The organism is Nostoc sp. LEGE 06077 (assembly GCF_015207705.1).
GTDB lineage: Bacteria > Cyanobacteriota > Cyanobacteriia > Cyanobacteriales > Nostocaceae > Nostoc_B.
The window spans coordinates 41,117-55,497 of record NZ_JADEWI010000021.1 but is presented as its reverse complement, the minus strand read 5'-3'; the positions used below and the strand labels follow the sequence as shown (position 1 = coordinate 55,497).

Here is a 14,381-nt window from a genome sequence, read left to right as displayed (position 1 = left end):
GAATTGCAGATTGCTTTTCTAGCATCTTTGCTAGTATATATTAGGTATACTTAGTAAAACTAAATATTATTATTTAAAGCGTACTAACGCCAAAATCCGGCTAAAAATTAGGACTACATGGGAATTTTTACAAGTCTTATATCGTGAGCTTAAAGCCAAGATATAAGACAAAATTTACTGCCAACTTTATTTTATCAAAGGTAAAAAAACCCTCTACATCCGCATCAGCAGATAGCATCGGGTTTTTAAACTTTGATTTAGTAAAAGTAGTAAAAATTGATACAAAGAATTTATCTCAACATTGATTTATTATTAATTCTTCTATCTAAGGAAATATATTCAGAATTACTTGGGAAAAAGGCGGCTATTTTTGAAAAAAGTTTTTATATAAGCAAAATAAATGATTTTCAACGGACAACCGCAAAAATCGATGAAACAGCAAACCTACATAGCTCCAATCCCAGTGATGAATAGCCAGTTAGATTTATTCGCCACAATTAATTTCGGGAAACCAGCAAACAAGAGGACGTTTCCCCTTAGCCAAACCAGGAAATTCCTATCATTATTTGCTTGCTTATTAACCACAGGATTACTTTCGGCTAGTTGTGCTTCTCTACCCAAAGAAGCCGCCGAAGCACAATCGCAACGTGGTAGTAAACAAAGTGGTGGTGCGACACCTGTAGATGTAGCGATCGCCAGTACAGGTACACTGCAAACACAGCTAGAGTATATGGGTACGACAATTCCTTTCCGCACTGTCTCCCTGCGATCGCAAGTAGAAGCAAGATTATTATCTTTAAATGTAGACGTAGGCGATAGGCTCAAAAAGGGGCAGAGCATTGGACAGTTAGATGATGCTTTATTGCTGACAGAATTAAAACAAGCCGAAGCCGAACTCGCCGCCCAAAAATCAGATGTAGCCAGAGCCGAAACCCAGGTGAGTAACGCGCGTGCAGAAGTTGAAAGACTGCGGTTACAACTGGTACAAGCCGAAGCCGACTCCCAAAGACAGCAGCAATTATATCAACAAGGTGCGATCGCCCAACAAGCTGCCGAACAATCACGCACTCAAGCCCAAACCGCCGCCCAAGCCTTGCGGGCTGCAACAGAGCAAGTCCGTACAGAACAGCAAGCCGTCGCCGCTACCCAAGGTAGAGTTTTAGCCCAACAAGCAGTAGTCGCCCAAGTCAAAGAACGCCGTTCCTACACCCGATTGATTTCCCCCATCAATGGTGTAGTTACCAGCAAGGTTACAGAACCAGGCAATCTTTTGCAAGCTGGTGGCGAAGTTCTGCAAATTGGCGACTTTAGCCGCGTGAAAGTCGTCGTCCAAGTTTCCGAATTAGAACTCGCAAAAATTAAAGTTGGACAATCTGTACAAGTACGCTTAGATGCCTTTCCCCAAAGAACCTTAACAGGTAGAGTCATCCGCATCTCTCCCGCCGCCGATGTTACGGCTCGCCTCATCCCCGTAGAAGTTGAAGTTCCCAACAGTCAAGGCAATATTGGTAGCGGATTGTTAGCACGAGTTAATTTTGCTACCCAAGCACAGCCAAGAGTTGTAGTTTCCCAAACCGCCCTGCAAAAGTCAGCCAAACAGCCTTCTGGGTCTGAAGCAGCAAATAACGAGACAAATGGCACTGTATTTGTAGTTACAGATACACAAGGTAAACCAACAGTAACAGCACGTAGCGTCACCTTGGGCAAAAAAGCTGACAGCAAAGTAGAAATTTTATCGGGTTTGCAACCAGGAGAACGTTACGTAGTTCGCAGCGGTAGACCCTTAAAAGATGGCAACCCTGTACGTCTTTCGATTCTCTCCGAAACAGGCGAATCGAAATCTTCACAACGCGGAACTAGAAATTAAGAATCTTAGATTTGGAGTGCAATCATAAGTCATGCAGCAAATCCAGAAAAGCGGCGGATTTAGTATCAGCGCCATTTCCATCCGTCAACATATCGGTACACTCATGCTTACCCTGGCGGTAATCGTCATGGGTATATTTTTTATAGTCAAACTACCAGTAGATTTACTACCATCAATTACTTATCCTCGGATTGGTGTGCGGATACCAGCGCCAGGGATTTCGCCAGAAGTAGCAATTGATGAAGTGACAAAGCCTTTAGAAGAAGCCTTTTCCGCTACCGAAGGCGTATTACAAGTTTTTTCTCAAACCCGTGAAGGTCAAGTCAGTTTAGATTTGTACTTTCAACCGGGAGGTAATATCGACCAAGCCTTAAACGATGCTACTGCGGCATTTAATCGAGCCAGAGGTACTTTACCCGACACCATAGAAGCACCACGCATATTTAAAGTAGATCCTTCCCAGTTACCTGTTTATGAAATAGCTTTAACTTCACCGAGCTTAGAAGGTGTAGAGTTACGTGTATTTGCCGAAGAAGAATTAGCCCGTGAACTAGGGGTTGTCCCTGGAGTCGCTGGGGTAGATGTATCAGGCGGAGTCCCAGAAGAAGTTAGAGTCAATATTGATTTGAACCGACTGCAAGCTTTGGGAGTAGGTTTAACAGATGTCTTAGATGAACTGAGAGACCGCAACCAAGATATCTCTGGTGGGCGAATTTTGGGGCAGAATTCCGAGCCATTAACTCGGACTGTGGGGCGCTTTCGGAGTGCAGAAGAATTGAGAAATCTATCCTTTGAGGTATCTTCAGGAACTGCTGCGTCAAATACTAATACACAATCCTCTGTCCCTAAGTACCGTGTCTATTTGCGAGACTTTGCCGAAATTATAGATGGTGCAGAACAACAAAGAGTTTTCGTTTCCCTGAATGGCGAACCAGCCGTCAAAGTCAGTATTCAAAAACAACCAGATGCCAATACTATCAATGTGGTTGATGGTGTCAAACAACGGGTAGAAGAACTGCAGCAGTCTGGTGTAATTCCTGAAGGGACAGTAATTACTGCTACGTTAGATGAATCAAGATTTATCCGTAACTCTATTTCTAATGTTACCAGTTCTGGTTTGATTGGGACAGCATTAGCCGCGATCGCAGTTCTTTTATTTCTGGGTTCTATACGCCAAACCTTAATTATTGTCCTAGCTATTCCCTTAGCCACCCTAGCCGCAATTATCTTAATGGGTTTATTTGGCTTATCTATCAATGTTTTCAGTTTGGGTGGTTTAGCGTTGGGTGTGGGTATTGTCGTCGACAACTCCATCGTTATGTTAGAGAACATTGCCGAAGGTGCGGGAATGACTCCAGGGAAAACGGCTAGAAGTAGGTTGAGTCAAGAGCAACTAATTAATCAATCAGAACAAAGTAGTCGAGAAGTCGAATCAGCCTTAGTCGCGTCTACTAGTACCAATTTAGTAGCAGTATTACCATTTTTGCTGATTGGTGGGTTTATCGCCCTACTATTCAATGAATTAATTTTGACAATCAGCTTTTCTGTAGCGGCTTCAATTGTCATTGCCGTTACCGTTGTCCCCATGATGGCATCTCGCCTATTGGGATGGAAGTTTTCTAGCCGTTTGAGTGAATTTTGGCTATTGCGAGAATTTAATCACCGCTTTGATGCTGCTACCAGGGGATATGGCAGCTTTTTAAGTATGATATTACGCTGGCGATTAATTACAGTGGCGATCGCCCTCCTCTTCTTTGGTGGTGGTAGTTTGTGGATGGCTCCGCAAATTCCCCAAGAAATCCTCCCCAGAATTAATACCGGACAAGCTAACTTAAATGCCCAGTTTCCTCCAGGTACACCCTTAGACTCTAACCTCAAAGTCATGAGCGCCGTGGATGAGGTTCTCCGCCAACAGCCAGAAACAGAATATATATTTTCCACTGCTGGTGGAGCCTTATTTGGTAACACCACCAACGCCAACCCCTTACGCGGTTCCAGTACCATTAGCTTAAAATCTGGTACTGATGTCGAAGCTTATGTAGAACGAGTCACCAAAGAACTTGATAAATTAAACTTAGCGGGAATTCGTTTGCGTCTCTCACCAGGACAAGTGCGGGGTTTGATTTTAAATAACTCTCCTGTCCGGGGTGCTGATGTTGACGTGATTTTGCAAGGTAACAACCCAGATACTTTACAACAAGCCGGTCGTCAAGTCTTAGCCGCGTTAGAAGAACAAGCCACCCTCGCCCGATTCCGCCCCGATGCTGATGAACGACAACCAGAAATTCAGATTTTGCCCGACTGGGAGCGAGTTGCAGCTTTAGGCTTAACTACGGCAGATATTGGCGATACCATTCAGACTGCCCTCGAAGGTAGCGTCCCCACCCAGTTACAACGCGGCAACCGCTTAGTTGATGTACGCGTCAAGTTGAATGAAACAGCTATCCAAGCACCATCTCAATTAGAAAGATTGCCGTTATTTGTAGATAACAATCAGCAAGTCCGGTTAAGTGATGTTGCCAGAATCGTGGAAGGCCAAGCTCCTGGTGAAATTCAGCGCATCAACCAGCGTCAAGTTGTCATTCTCGCAGGGAATTTAACCGAAGGAGCTAGTTTAAGTCAAGCCATAGCCCAGGTAAAACAAGTAATAGATAACCTCGAATTGCCAGAAGGTGTGAGTGTTTTACCTAGCGCCGCAGCCGAATCAAATCAGCAATTGCAAAGCTCACTGCAACTATTAGGTGGATTAGCAACATTCCTTGTATTTGTAGTTATGGCAGTGCAATACAATTCCCTGATCGACCCATTGGTGATTATGTTTACCATTCCGTTAGCACTAGCGGGGGGAATTTTCGGTCTTTATATTACTCAAACTGCCATTGGTGCAACTGTGATAGTTGGTGCAGTCTTGTTAGTAGGTATTGTGGTTAACAATGCCATCATCATGGTTGAGTTAGCCAACCAACTTCGAGAACGAGACAATATTGATCGCAAAACTGCAATTTTACAAGCTGCGCCACAACGTTTACGGCCTGTACTCATGACTACTATTACCACCGTTTTAGGTATGTTCCCCTTAGCATTGGGAATTGGCGAAGGCTCAGAATTTCTCCAACCATTGGGCGTAGTTGTGTTTTCAGGTTTGTCATTAGCAACTGTATTAACACTGTTTATTATTCCGTGTTTTTATACATTGCTGCACGATGTTTTAGATTTTGGCTGGATTCAACCAATATTAACCAAGTTGGATAAATGGAAGAAAAGGTATTACTAAATCAAGGCTAGAAAATAAAATGAGAAGTAATAAGTAAAAAGTATTATGTTGGTTTTATGCGAATGGACTCATGGCTATATAAGTAGAAAAGTGCAAATAAACCGAACTATGTAACGAACAGTAAAGTGGCTAGAAAACCTCTTTCCTCCTGCCCTCTGCCTCCTGCCTTGTCATAACGACAATTTTTAACACCGACCTACTTATAACAGATAAAACTGCTGTGAATTCTATTCGCGCTTGTTCCTTAAATTGCTCACAACTGATTTTGAGTGAACCTCTAATATAAGACAAACTTGCGGATAATTTTACTCTGAAAATGCAACCGACGTAAGAAGACAGTAGTTAAGAAAATTTTCCAAACCATTGGCGAGAATGCCGATTTGTTTAACATCATCAGAAAGTCAGGAAAATTTTTCTGCTTCAGTTCTACAAAAGCCCAATGTAATATCAAATATCTTCTTATATCTGGCATTTTGGGAATATCATGGCGATGCTTTTCATTAACTAAAGCATGAATTTTTTCTTTGATTAAAATATTGGTATCTAACCGCTTGGATACAGAGAATTTATGATTATAAGCACCTGTCCAAATCGTCCGATAAGCTAAACATTGATTGATAAAAATCGCATCCCCAAATTGGGCAATGCGTAGCCAAGAATCGATGTCATCACAGTTAGCATCAAGTTGGGAATCCCAGCCTTCTGTTTGCCAAAAAGCATCCCGACTACAAGCAACTTGTACAGGTGTCCCAAAGGGCAGTAATTCCAAAAGCATTCCATAGTGAATATCGGCTTGGGGAACGGAAAAAGCTAATCCAGGCCCAAGGTGAGGGGTACGACTGAGTTCTACTTCCTGTTCATCTACCTGCGCCGCTACACAAGAGCAAATCACGGCACTCGGACAAAGAGCGATCGCCTTGGCCATCTCTTCGATACAATTGGTAGCCAAATAGTCGTCATCATCCAAAAATTTAATCCAGTCGCCACTAGCTTGATTGACTCCTGCATTCACCGTGGCTGCATGACCTTTATTTACCTCATTTCGATGGTAAATTACTTTATTACCTAAGCTTTCTACGTAGGCTTGCGTCTCATCAGTAGAACAATCATCAGCTACAATCACTTCGCAAGGAATTGTTTGGTTGATAGCAGAATCAACGGCTCGGCGTAGTAAGCTTACGCGGTCATAGGTAGTGATCACGACGCTAAATTTCATAAATATCACACCTGTAGCAAAGCTTTATGCAATATAGCTTTCATTTTTCGATCTGTGGGATCGGGGAAAAAATTATAAATCTCACATATCACTAGACTGAAAGCAGATTCTCGACTTATTATGGATGATTGTGAGTTTTTCACCAGATAGGCTATGAACGCTCAAGAGATCATCCGCTCCATAGAAGCGGAACAACTAAAATCTAATTTGCCCAACATTTATGTGGGCGATACAGTCAAAGTCGGCGTAAAAATCAAAGAAGGCGAAAAATACCGCGTACAACCCTACGAAGGCGTTGTCATTGCTAAACGCAACGGTGGTATTAACGAAACTATTACCGTTCGCCGCGTATTTCAAGGCGTAGGCGTAGAGCGAGTGTTTTTATTGCATTCCCCTCGCATCGACAGCATCAAAGTTATCCGTCGTGGTAAGGTGCGGCGTGCTAAACTGTACTATCTGCGCGATCGCGTTGGTAAAGCCACCCGGATCAAGCAACGTTTCGACCGTCCTTTGTAATTTTTTGCTCAGGGTATGAGAGAAATCTCAATTAACAAGCGGCTTTTGCCGCTAAGTTGTTTCCCCGACAAAAATCATGTACAATAAGAATCGCAATTGCGTTAAACTAAATAAAAGTTCAGCGCAATCACCGAATCAAAACCAACCTGTGCGCTCTTAGTTCAGTTGGTAGAACGCAGGTCTCCAAAACCTGATGTCGGGGGTTCAAGTCCTCCAGGGCGCGCTCGCAAGCAAAAAATAAAACCCGAAACAGTAGCACTTCTACTAATACAGTAGTTAGTGCTTATGATTTCGGGTATAATTGTTTGATAATTAAGAATTTTTTGCGGCAAATAGGCAGGATGGAATCAAAGCTGTAAAAGTAAAATCAAAATTAGCAATATACAGCTGTACAAGAAACGGGGGGATAAACAACAGTGGCTAAAAAAAGTGAAGCTGAATTGCCAGAAAACACTAGTGGATTAAACTTGCAAAACTTCATTCAAGGGACGAAAGAAGAACTTGAAAAAGTAGTTTGGCCAAGTCGAAGACAGCTAGTGAGCGAATCAGCAGCCGTCCTGTTAATGGTGACACTCTCCGCATCTTTGATTTATTTGGTGGATGGATTGTTTGCTTGGGCGGCAAAACAGGTGTTCTGATGACTTTTGCAACAGACGACCCACTTAACTCAAATTTGCAGTCAGAGGAAACAGCAGAAGCGGCGCTCAAAGAAGCGCGGTGGTATGCGGTGCAAGTAGCCTCCGGCTGTGAAAAACGCGTCAAAACAAATTTGGAACAACGTATCCAAACATTTGACGTTGGAGACAAAATAATTCAAGTCGAAATCCCACACACACCAGCGGTAAAAATCCGTAAAGACGGGAGTCGCCAGCACACAGAAGAAAAAGTTTTTCCTGGCTATGTGCTAGTACGGATGGTACTGAATGACGATACATGGCAGGTAGTGCGTAACACCTCTCATGTCATTAACTTTGTGGGTGCAGAACAAAAACGTGGCAGTGCTAAAGGTCGTGGTCACGTTAAACCAGTACCTCTGAGTTACTCAGAAGTAGAGCGTATATTCAAACAAACCGCCGAACAAGAGCCAGTTGTCAAAATTGACATGGCCACAGGTGATAAGATAATCGTGCTTTCTGGGCCATTTAAGGACTTTGAAGGCGAGGTGATTGAAGTCAGTCCAGAGCGAAGTAAACTCAAAGCCTTGCTCTCGATTTTTGGCCGAGATACACCAGTGGAATTGGAATTTAATCAGGTAGAGAAACAGAGCTAAATACAGATGGCGAAAAAAGTAGTAGCGGTCATTAAACTGGCCCTGAACGCTGGAAAAGCCAACCCAGCACCGCCAGTAGGCCCTGCATTGGGTCAACATGGCGTTAACATCATGATGTTCTGCAAAGAGTACAACGCCAAAACAGCCGACCAAGCTGGTATGGTAATCCCTGTAGAAATTTCGGTTTATGAAGATCGGAGTTTCACATTTGTACTCAAAACCCCGCCAGCATCAGTATTAATTCGCAAAGCAGCGAAAATCGAAAGAGGTTCCAACGAACCCAACAAAAAGAAAGTTGGCTCAATTACTCAAGCACAATTGCGAGAAATTGCCCAAACTAAATTACCCGATCTCAATGCCAACGACATCGACGCGGCAATGAACATCGTGGCCGGAACCGCTAAAAATATGGGCGTAACCATTACTGAATAGTACAAAAAGGCAGGAGACCGGGGGCAGGAGGCAGAAGTAAATAGTAGAACTTCATACTCCGCACTCATACTTCGGCTTTGCTCGGTGTAAAGCACTTAGCATTTAAAAAACTATCGGGGGAGAAGCCAAGCTTCGCCAATGACCCCAGGAGAAAAAAATGGGAAAAAAATTATCACGTCGCTTGCGAGAACTGCAAGCAAAAGTAGAGGATAGGGAATATTCACCCCTAGAAGCTTTAACACTACTCAAAGAAACAGCAACAGCTAAATTTGCTGAAGCCGCAGAAGCGCATATCCGGTTGGGAATTGACCCCAAATATACAGACCAACAGTTGCGGACAACGGTAGCACTACCCAAAGGTACAGGACAAATTGTCCGGGTAGCAGTTATCGCTAGAGGTGAAAAAGTAACAGAAGCAAGTAACGCTGGTGCTGATATTGTTGGTTCCGAAGAACTGATTGACCAAATTCAAAAAGGCATGATGGACTTCGATAAACTGATTGCTACACCAGATGTCATGCCACAGGTAGCCAAACTAGGTAAATTGCTAGGCCCCCGTGGTTTGATGCCGTCTCCCAAAGGTGGTACAGTAACATTTGACGTTGCAGGTGCGATCGCCGAATTCAAAGCTGGTAAATTAGAATTTCGGGCTGATCGTACTGGTATTGTCCATGTTATGTTTGGTAAGGCAGGTTTCTCGCCAGAAGATTTATTAGTCAATCTGAAGGCCTTGCAAGAAACAGTTGACCGCAACCGTCCTTCAGGAGCAAAAGGTCGCTATTGGCGAACCTTCTATATATCTGCTACTATGGGGCCTTCGATTAAAGTTGATATCACCGCTTTACGGGATTTAAAACTTACCGAAGCTGCTTAATTTTTAGTCATTAGTCATAAGTCAAGGGTCATTTATTAGAGATAAACGGCAAAAGACAAGTGACTAACGACAAAACTAAATAATCCAAACCGGAGACAGCAGGTGCCAATAGCTTAATATCCTGCCGAGGTAAAAATTCTCATTAGCTGAAGTCCTACCTAAAAAGTGTAAGTGCTACAGCGTCAAGAGTTTTGCTGTGAAACCCCGGTTGAAGAAATCGGGGTTTATTGTTTTGGGTTACTCACAACTAGAACACACAAGCAGGGAAATCACTGATTTTGCCCTTGGAGGTGAAACAAGATGGGTCGAACGTTAGAAAACAAACAAGAAATAGTTGCTGACCTCAAACAATCTTTGAGTGAGTCAACTTTGGCACTTGTAATTGAATACCAAGGGCTAACAGTTGCCGAAATCACAGATTTGCGGCGGCGGTTGCGTCCGACTGGCACTACTTGTACAGTTGCCAAAAATACCTTAATGGGTATTGCCATTCAAGAGGATGAAAAATGGCAACCACTGTCAGAGTTGCTCAAAGGTTCTTCCGCCTTTTTGTTAGTCAAAGAGGACTTCTCATCAGCAATTAAGGCTTACCAAGACTTCCAAAAAGCCACCAAAAAAACAGAAATGCGTGGCGGTGTCATGGAAGGCCGCTTGCTAAGAGAAGCCGATGTCAAGGCTCTAGGTGACTTGCCATCCAAAGAACAACTCATGGGTCAAATTGCTGGCGCTATCAACGCTTTGGCAACAAAAATTGCTGTGGGTATCAACGAAGTTCCTGGTGGCTTGGCGCGGGCTTTACAGGCTGTGGCCGAACAAGAACAAGGAAGTTCGGCTGAATAGTCAAGAGTCAATAGTCAGTGATAATGACAAATGACAAATGACAGATCACTAATAACTAATCAAACATTACAGGAGTTACATCCATGTCTGCAACAACCGATGCTATTTTAGAACAGTTGAAATCCTTGAGCTTGCTAGAAGCTGCTGAATTAGTTAAGCAAATTGAAGAAGCTTTTGGCGTAAGTGCTGCTGCACCCGTTGGCGTAGCTATTGCTGCTCCTGGTGCTGCTGCTGCACCTGAACCAGTAGAAGAGAAAACTGAATTTGACGTAATTCTAGAATCTGTTCCTGCTGACAAGAAGATTGCCGTACTGAAGATTGTCCGGGAATTGACTGGTCTAGGTCTGAAAGAAGCAAAAGACTTGGTAGAAGCTGCACCCAAGGCTGTTAAAGAAGCTATTGCTAAAGATGCAGCTGAAGATGCTAAGAAGCGAATTGAAGAAGCTGGTGGTAAAGTGACTGTGAAATAGTACAGTTTCAATACTAGTGTTGAAAAAAGAAGCCCAAAATAGGCTTCTTTTTTTGTATTAGATTCATATTTTTCTCTGGTGGTTTTCAGTCAGATAAGCACTGATAATTTCAAGATCATGAGCTTGGGTTCGTGGCTATTTCATCTGAGAATAATCCGATTACGTCCTTCGGCCTTTGCTGTGTAAAGCGCTTTATCGGCTGCCACAATCAAATCGGAAGGAGACAATTCCCATGTAGGAATTAAGGTAGCTACGCCTATGCTCAGGGTGACATACTCATTCACAGCAGAAGCATCGTGAGCAATTTGTAAATTTTGGACACCAGATTGCATGATTGTCGCTACATGAAATGCACCAGAGGCATGAGTATTTGGCATAACTACAGCAAATTCTTCACCCCCGTAACGTGCGACTAAATCGTGATGTTTTTGGGCATTTTTGCTCAAAACAGCACCGACCTTTTGTAAGCAAACATCTCCAGCTGGATGACCATATTGATCGTTATAAAATTTGAAATAATCGATATCACATAAAATTAATGACAAAGGAGATTCCTCCTGTGCCAGATTAATCCACTGTGTATTGAGATATTCATCAAAACGACGGCGATTAGCAAGACCTGTTAAGCCATCAACATTAGCAAGTTGCTGTAAAGCTAGATTGGCTGCTTCTAATTGTTTGTATACTTGAGCTTGCTGTAGCAGACGACGTAAACGCTGGCGTAAAACTGCCCAATGAATTGGCTTAGTAACATAATCAGATGCTCCTGCTTCAAAGGCACGGTCAACAGACTCGGCATCATCCAAACTGGTGATCATTAATATCGGTGTGCGTTCCCATAATTTGGAGATAACAGTGTTGCCCGTAGCCGAGTCAGTATCAAGGTTTGCCAGTGCTGACATCAGGTTATTTCTGGCAATTTGGAGCAAGTGCTTACAACAAGTAAAGCCATCCATTACAGGCATAATTGCATCTAGCAATACTATGTCTGGTTTGACAGTCTCATAAGCATCTAAACACTGCTTACCGTCTGCAACCTCAACAACTCGATAGCCTTCTTGTTCCATAGCTTCACGCAAAAGCAGGCGGATGGTCTTATCATCATCAGCCACCAGAATTACTGGAGGTTGTTTAGGAAGAGAAAATGGGCTTAAGCCTGACATGAATTGCGTTCCACAGAAAATGAAAGTATCGACGAGGGGGAAACTTGAGAAAACCTGCATAACACAAACAAATAGCCAATGAGCAAGATTTTATGACAGTAAATCTTACTGGAAGGCAACTAGCTGGAAGTTTATGACCGCAGCAAAAGTTGGAGATACAGTAACGGTCTGAGTTGTACAGGATGTCTAAACTTAATGCTTGTTAGCACCACTATCTGATGCCACAAACTATCTGACTGGCAACTAAGGCGGCGATCGCATAAAAGCTCAATCAAGGCTATAAATTTTATACCCAAGCTGTCTAACTGCACAATCAATTTTTTCTGGTCAAAAGAATATTTAATGAGCTTCAGCAAAGAAAAGTTTGGATAAATCTGTTTCATAGACAATTTACTGAAAAGGGAAAGGCAATTTTTAATTGGCTAGATCTGGCTTTAGAAGGAAGTCTTATATTTATATTTCCCTAGTGATAAAGTGTAATTACTATTTTGAGCAAAACTTCAAATCTACACTATGGTTATTAAGCTCTAAAGTGACTTTAGACACATACTGAGGATATTCTCAGCAATTACAGAATATTGCCCAGCAAATAGCTAAACCTAAATCTGGCGATCGCTTGACTGTTTTTTATTTATACATATTGTTAAACTTAACCCATTTCAATTGACGGGTAATTACATAAAATACGTGAGGTTAATATCAAGTTGTATAATAAACTTTATTGTTGAGCGGCTAATTAACTTGAGAGTTACGTAAAATTCCTGATTTCGTTCTGAATCATTTATGTGAAATACAAAACATAGATATAGCTTTCAAAAAATCCTCATTTACTGCTTACAATATATAAAGGTACTATTTAGGAAAAATTTATTTAACTAATTTGATTGCATTTGAAATTTTTCCAGAAAATAATTTAAATTAACTCAAGTACAGCTATGCCAGACTCTTTAATGTATCAACAAGATAATTTTGTGGTGTTAGAGACTAATCAACCAGAACAATTTTTGACAGCATCAGAATTATTTGAAAAACTAAAAACAGTTTTACAAACAATTAATTCCCAAGATTTACCGCCAGATCTACAAAATATTGATTCTTTGGAAGCTCAAGTTCAATATCTCATTGATACTAGTTGTGAGTTGGATATTGGAACTGGACAATATTTACAGTGGTATGCAGTGAGATTAGAAAAGTAATTAGTGTGATGGGATTTAAAGTATTCCTAAATGTTTGGCTAATTTTGGATGTCAGTAATATCTTTAGTCGTTACACCATCATAGGTCTCAGTGTTATAGCTTGCACCAGCCTCGATCAATAATCTTATCGCTTCTAGGTATTGATTGACGGCTCATTGAATAGTCTGATTAATAGAAGACAGACATCATACTTACAAATAGATTACTTAAAATATCAGCGATCGCACAGTCAATAGCTAATAATTAATATTTATTGCTATTGACTATTGAGCATTGACTATTGATTAGTAACTAACGCTAACTCAATTTTATCTTCAGCTGGCTGAGTGATTTTAATTTCTACTCCAGGGCCAAAATAGCTGGTCATTTTTTCTTGTTTTTCTTGCCAAACACTAAGGGGGATGAAAGGAGAATCAAATTCTAAAATTAAGGTATAAGCGCCATTAGTATCTTCTTCTCGTAACCCGGTAACTATTGGTCTTTCTTCATCAGAGGGACTCAGACGTAAGTAAGAGAGTGCTGCATCTAAGTGAGCATCTTGACCGTAACAATAGCGGGTAATGTCTTTGCGAATTTTATTTTGAGTGATAGTTGCTTGCTGCTGCCGCAGAAATAATACTGATGGTGTTGTAGTTTGGCTGAAGGGTATTGGGTTAAGTTCATTGGCTTTGAGTGCCAGTCCTCCCAACAACAGCGGAAAACCGTAAAAGAAGCCGACAAGATTTAATGTGGCATTATTAGCAGCATAGGCGATGAAGCCGACAAGAGTTAATATGCCACCAACAGTTAAACCTATAGTTCCCAAAGATATTTTGCGTAACATGAGCCGAAGATAATATTTATTAACACATTAGTTTTATTATCATCGGCTATGTGTAACAGATTAGGGAAGCCCAACAAATTAAAACTTAGTTACTTGATGCATAACAACTCATCTGGTGAGATGGTGACAACTTTTGACTGCTTGATCAAGCTTCACTTTGTTTTGCGTTAACTTTAAACTGGACTATAGTTAAAAATTGGCAGACAAACAATGGATTTACAAACTATCAAAGACCGAATTGCCGTAGTTCAAAGCAAACGCGACTATCTTTTAAGTCTCTTAGAACAGCCAAACTTGGGAACTTTGAGAATCGATGTCAATCAGGCTTTAGAAGAACTGGATGATTTAATAGATGAATATAGACGCACTATTCCACAAACAGGAAATAATTAAGCTGCACTAAAAATTGCGTCGGTAACTCTGATAACTAAGAGTTTTAC

General features: G+C 41.7%; 15 protein-coding genes, 1 tRNA gene and 1 other annotated feature. Of the genes, 12 read left to right on the top strand and 4 right to left on the bottom strand.

Going from position 1 to position 14,381, the window contains the following annotated elements:
• Positions 1 to 400 precede the first annotated feature (400 nt).
• Together IQ244_RS15570 and IQ244_RS15565 are read left to right on the top strand one after the other, a co-directional pair.
• Positions 401 to 1,867 (top strand): efflux RND transporter periplasmic adaptor subunit, encoded by a 1,467-nt coding sequence (locus IQ244_RS15570; RefSeq protein ID WP_416209777.1) that lies wholly within the window; start codon positions 401 to 403, stop codon positions 1,865 to 1,867.
• 31 nt (positions 1,868 to 1,898) lie between these two features.
• Positions 1,899 to 5,141 (top strand): efflux RND transporter permease subunit, encoded by a 3,243-nt coding sequence (locus IQ244_RS15565; RefSeq protein ID WP_193895575.1) that lies wholly within the window; start codon positions 1,899 to 1,901, stop codon positions 5,139 to 5,141.
• Between the two features lie 277 nt (positions 5,142 to 5,418).
• Here IQ244_RS15565 and IQ244_RS15560 read toward each other — a convergent pair whose 3' ends face one another.
• Positions 5,419 to 6,357 carry a glycosyltransferase family 2 protein gene (locus tag IQ244_RS15560; RefSeq protein WP_193895573.1) on the bottom strand — a complete coding sequence of 313 codons (939 nt, stop codon included), beginning with the start codon at positions 6,355 to 6,357 and terminating at the stop codon, positions 5,419 to 5,421.
• Between the two features lie 153 nt (positions 6,358 to 6,510).
• Here IQ244_RS15560 and rplS point away from each other — a divergent pair, with 153 nt between their 5' ends.
• From rplS to rplL, 8 genes are all read left to right on the top strand, one after another.
• Complete coding sequence (gene rplS, locus IQ244_RS15555; protein ID WP_193895571.1) at positions 6,511 to 6,873, top strand: 50S ribosomal protein L19; 363 nt, start codon at positions 6,511 to 6,513, stop codon at positions 6,871 to 6,873.
• Between the two features lie 150 nt (positions 6,874 to 7,023).
• A tRNA-Trp gene (locus IQ244_RS15550) sits at positions 7,024 to 7,096 on the top strand.
• A gap of 193 nt (positions 7,097 to 7,289) precedes the next feature.
• The gene (gene secE, locus IQ244_RS15545) at positions 7,290 to 7,511 is read left to right on the top strand and encodes a preprotein translocase subunit SecE (RefSeq protein WP_193895569.1); all 222 of its coding nucleotides are present in this window, start codon (positions 7,290 to 7,292) and stop codon (positions 7,509 to 7,511) included.
• Positions 7,511 to 8,143 (top strand): transcription termination/antitermination protein NusG, encoded by a 633-nt coding sequence (gene nusG / locus IQ244_RS15540; protein ID WP_193895567.1) that lies wholly within the window; start codon positions 7,511 to 7,513, stop codon positions 8,141 to 8,143. The genes secE and nusG overlap by 1 nt, the downstream gene beginning before the upstream one ends.
• A gap of 6 nt (positions 8,144 to 8,149) precedes the next feature.
• Positions 8,150 to 8,575, top strand: coding sequence for a 50S ribosomal protein L11 (gene rplK, locus IQ244_RS15535; RefSeq protein WP_193895565.1), 426 nt, complete (start codon positions 8,150 to 8,152; stop codon positions 8,573 to 8,575).
• 157 nt (positions 8,576 to 8,732) lie between these two features.
• The gene (rplA, locus tag IQ244_RS15530) at positions 8,733 to 9,449 is read left to right on the top strand and encodes a 50S ribosomal protein L1 (protein ID WP_193895563.1); all 717 of its coding nucleotides are present in this window, start codon (positions 8,733 to 8,735) and stop codon (positions 9,447 to 9,449) included.
• Between the two features lie 71 nt (positions 9,450 to 9,520).
• Positions 9,521 to 9,687: a sequence feature (ribosomal protein L10 leader region), on the top strand.
• A 62-nt stretch (positions 9,688 to 9,749) separates the two neighbouring features.
• Positions 9,750 to 10,289 carry a 50S ribosomal protein L10 gene (gene rplJ / locus IQ244_RS15525; RefSeq protein ID WP_193895561.1) on the top strand — a complete coding sequence of 180 codons (540 nt, stop codon included), beginning with the start codon at positions 9,750 to 9,752 and terminating at the stop codon, positions 10,287 to 10,289.
• 83 nt (positions 10,290 to 10,372) lie between these two features.
• A complete protein-coding gene (rplL, locus tag IQ244_RS15520) occupies positions 10,373 to 10,759 on the top strand; it encodes a 50S ribosomal protein L7/L12 (protein ID WP_193895559.1) in 387 nt (128 codons plus the stop codon).
• A gap of 140 nt (positions 10,760 to 10,899) precedes the next feature.
• On the opposite strand, the gene IQ244_RS15515 is transcribed toward rplL, so the two are convergent.
• Both IQ244_RS15515 and IQ244_RS15510 read right to left on the bottom strand, forming a co-directional pair.
• Complete coding sequence (locus tag IQ244_RS15515) at positions 10,900 to 11,922, bottom strand: response regulator (protein ID WP_193895558.1); 1,023 nt, start codon at positions 11,920 to 11,922, stop codon at positions 10,900 to 10,902.
• Positions 11,923 to 12,053: 131 nt separating this feature from the next.
• The gene (locus IQ244_RS15510) at positions 12,054 to 12,305 is read right to left on the bottom strand and encodes a hypothetical protein (protein WP_193895556.1); all 252 of its coding nucleotides are present in this window, start codon (positions 12,303 to 12,305) and stop codon (positions 12,054 to 12,056) included.
• Between the two features lie 552 nt (positions 12,306 to 12,857).
• Between IQ244_RS15510 and IQ244_RS15505 the strand changes: the two genes are divergently transcribed.
• Positions 12,858 to 13,118, top strand: coding sequence for a chlororespiratory reduction protein 7 (locus IQ244_RS15505; protein ID WP_193895554.1), 261 nt, complete (start codon positions 12,858 to 12,860; stop codon positions 13,116 to 13,118).
• A gap of 277 nt (positions 13,119 to 13,395) precedes the next feature.
• Here IQ244_RS15505 and IQ244_RS15500 read toward each other — a convergent pair whose 3' ends face one another.
• Complete coding sequence (locus tag IQ244_RS15500) at positions 13,396 to 13,941, bottom strand: DUF2854 domain-containing protein (protein WP_193895552.1); 546 nt, start codon at positions 13,939 to 13,941, stop codon at positions 13,396 to 13,398.
• A gap of 210 nt (positions 13,942 to 14,151) precedes the next feature.
• Between IQ244_RS15500 and IQ244_RS15495 the strand changes: the two genes are divergently transcribed.
• On the top strand, positions 14,152 to 14,334 hold the full coding sequence (locus tag IQ244_RS15495; protein ID WP_193895550.1) for a hypothetical protein: 183 nt from the start codon (positions 14,152 to 14,154) through the stop codon (positions 14,332 to 14,334).
• The last annotated feature ends 47 nt before the right edge of the window (positions 14,335 to 14,381 follow it).

Coding starts and splice junctions, on each gene's coding strand:
- IQ244_RS15495 (WP_193895550.1), top strand. CDS start 14,152: ATGGATTTACAAACTATCAAAGACCGAATTGCCGTAGTTCAAAGCAAA.
- nusG (WP_193895567.1), top strand. CDS start 7,511: ATGACTTTTGCAACAGACGACCCACTTAACTCAAATTTGCAGTCAGAG.
- IQ244_RS15505 (WP_193895554.1), top strand. CDS start 12,858: ATGCCAGACTCTTTAATGTATCAACAAGATAATTTTGTGGTGTTAGAG.
- rplA (WP_193895563.1), top strand. CDS start 8,733: ATGGGAAAAAAATTATCACGTCGCTTGCGAGAACTGCAAGCAAAAGTA.
- IQ244_RS15560 (WP_193895573.1), bottom strand. CDS start 6,357: ATGAAATTTAGCGTCGTGATCACTACCTATGACCGCGTAAGCTTACTA.
- IQ244_RS15570 (WP_416209777.1), top strand. CDS start 401: ATGATTTTCAACGGACAACCGCAAAAATCGATGAAACAGCAAACCTAC.
- IQ244_RS15500 (WP_193895552.1), bottom strand. CDS start 13,941: ATGTTACGCAAAATATCTTTGGGAACTATAGGTTTAACTGTTGGTGGC.
- rplK (WP_193895565.1), top strand. CDS start 8,150: ATGGCGAAAAAAGTAGTAGCGGTCATTAAACTGGCCCTGAACGCTGGA.
- rplS (WP_193895571.1), top strand. CDS start 6,511: ATGAACGCTCAAGAGATCATCCGCTCCATAGAAGCGGAACAACTAAAA.
- IQ244_RS15510 (WP_193895556.1), bottom strand. CDS start 12,305: ATGAAACAGATTTATCCAAACTTTTCTTTGCTGAAGCTCATTAAATAT.
- rplL (WP_193895559.1), top strand. CDS start 10,373: ATGTCTGCAACAACCGATGCTATTTTAGAACAGTTGAAATCCTTGAGC.
- rplJ (WP_193895561.1), top strand. CDS start 9,750: ATGGGTCGAACGTTAGAAAACAAACAAGAAATAGTTGCTGACCTCAAA.
- IQ244_RS15565 (WP_193895575.1), top strand. CDS start 1,899: ATGCAGCAAATCCAGAAAAGCGGCGGATTTAGTATCAGCGCCATTTCC.
- IQ244_RS15515 (WP_193895558.1), bottom strand. CDS start 11,922: ATGTCAGGCTTAAGCCCATTTTCTCTTCCTAAACAACCTCCAGTAATT.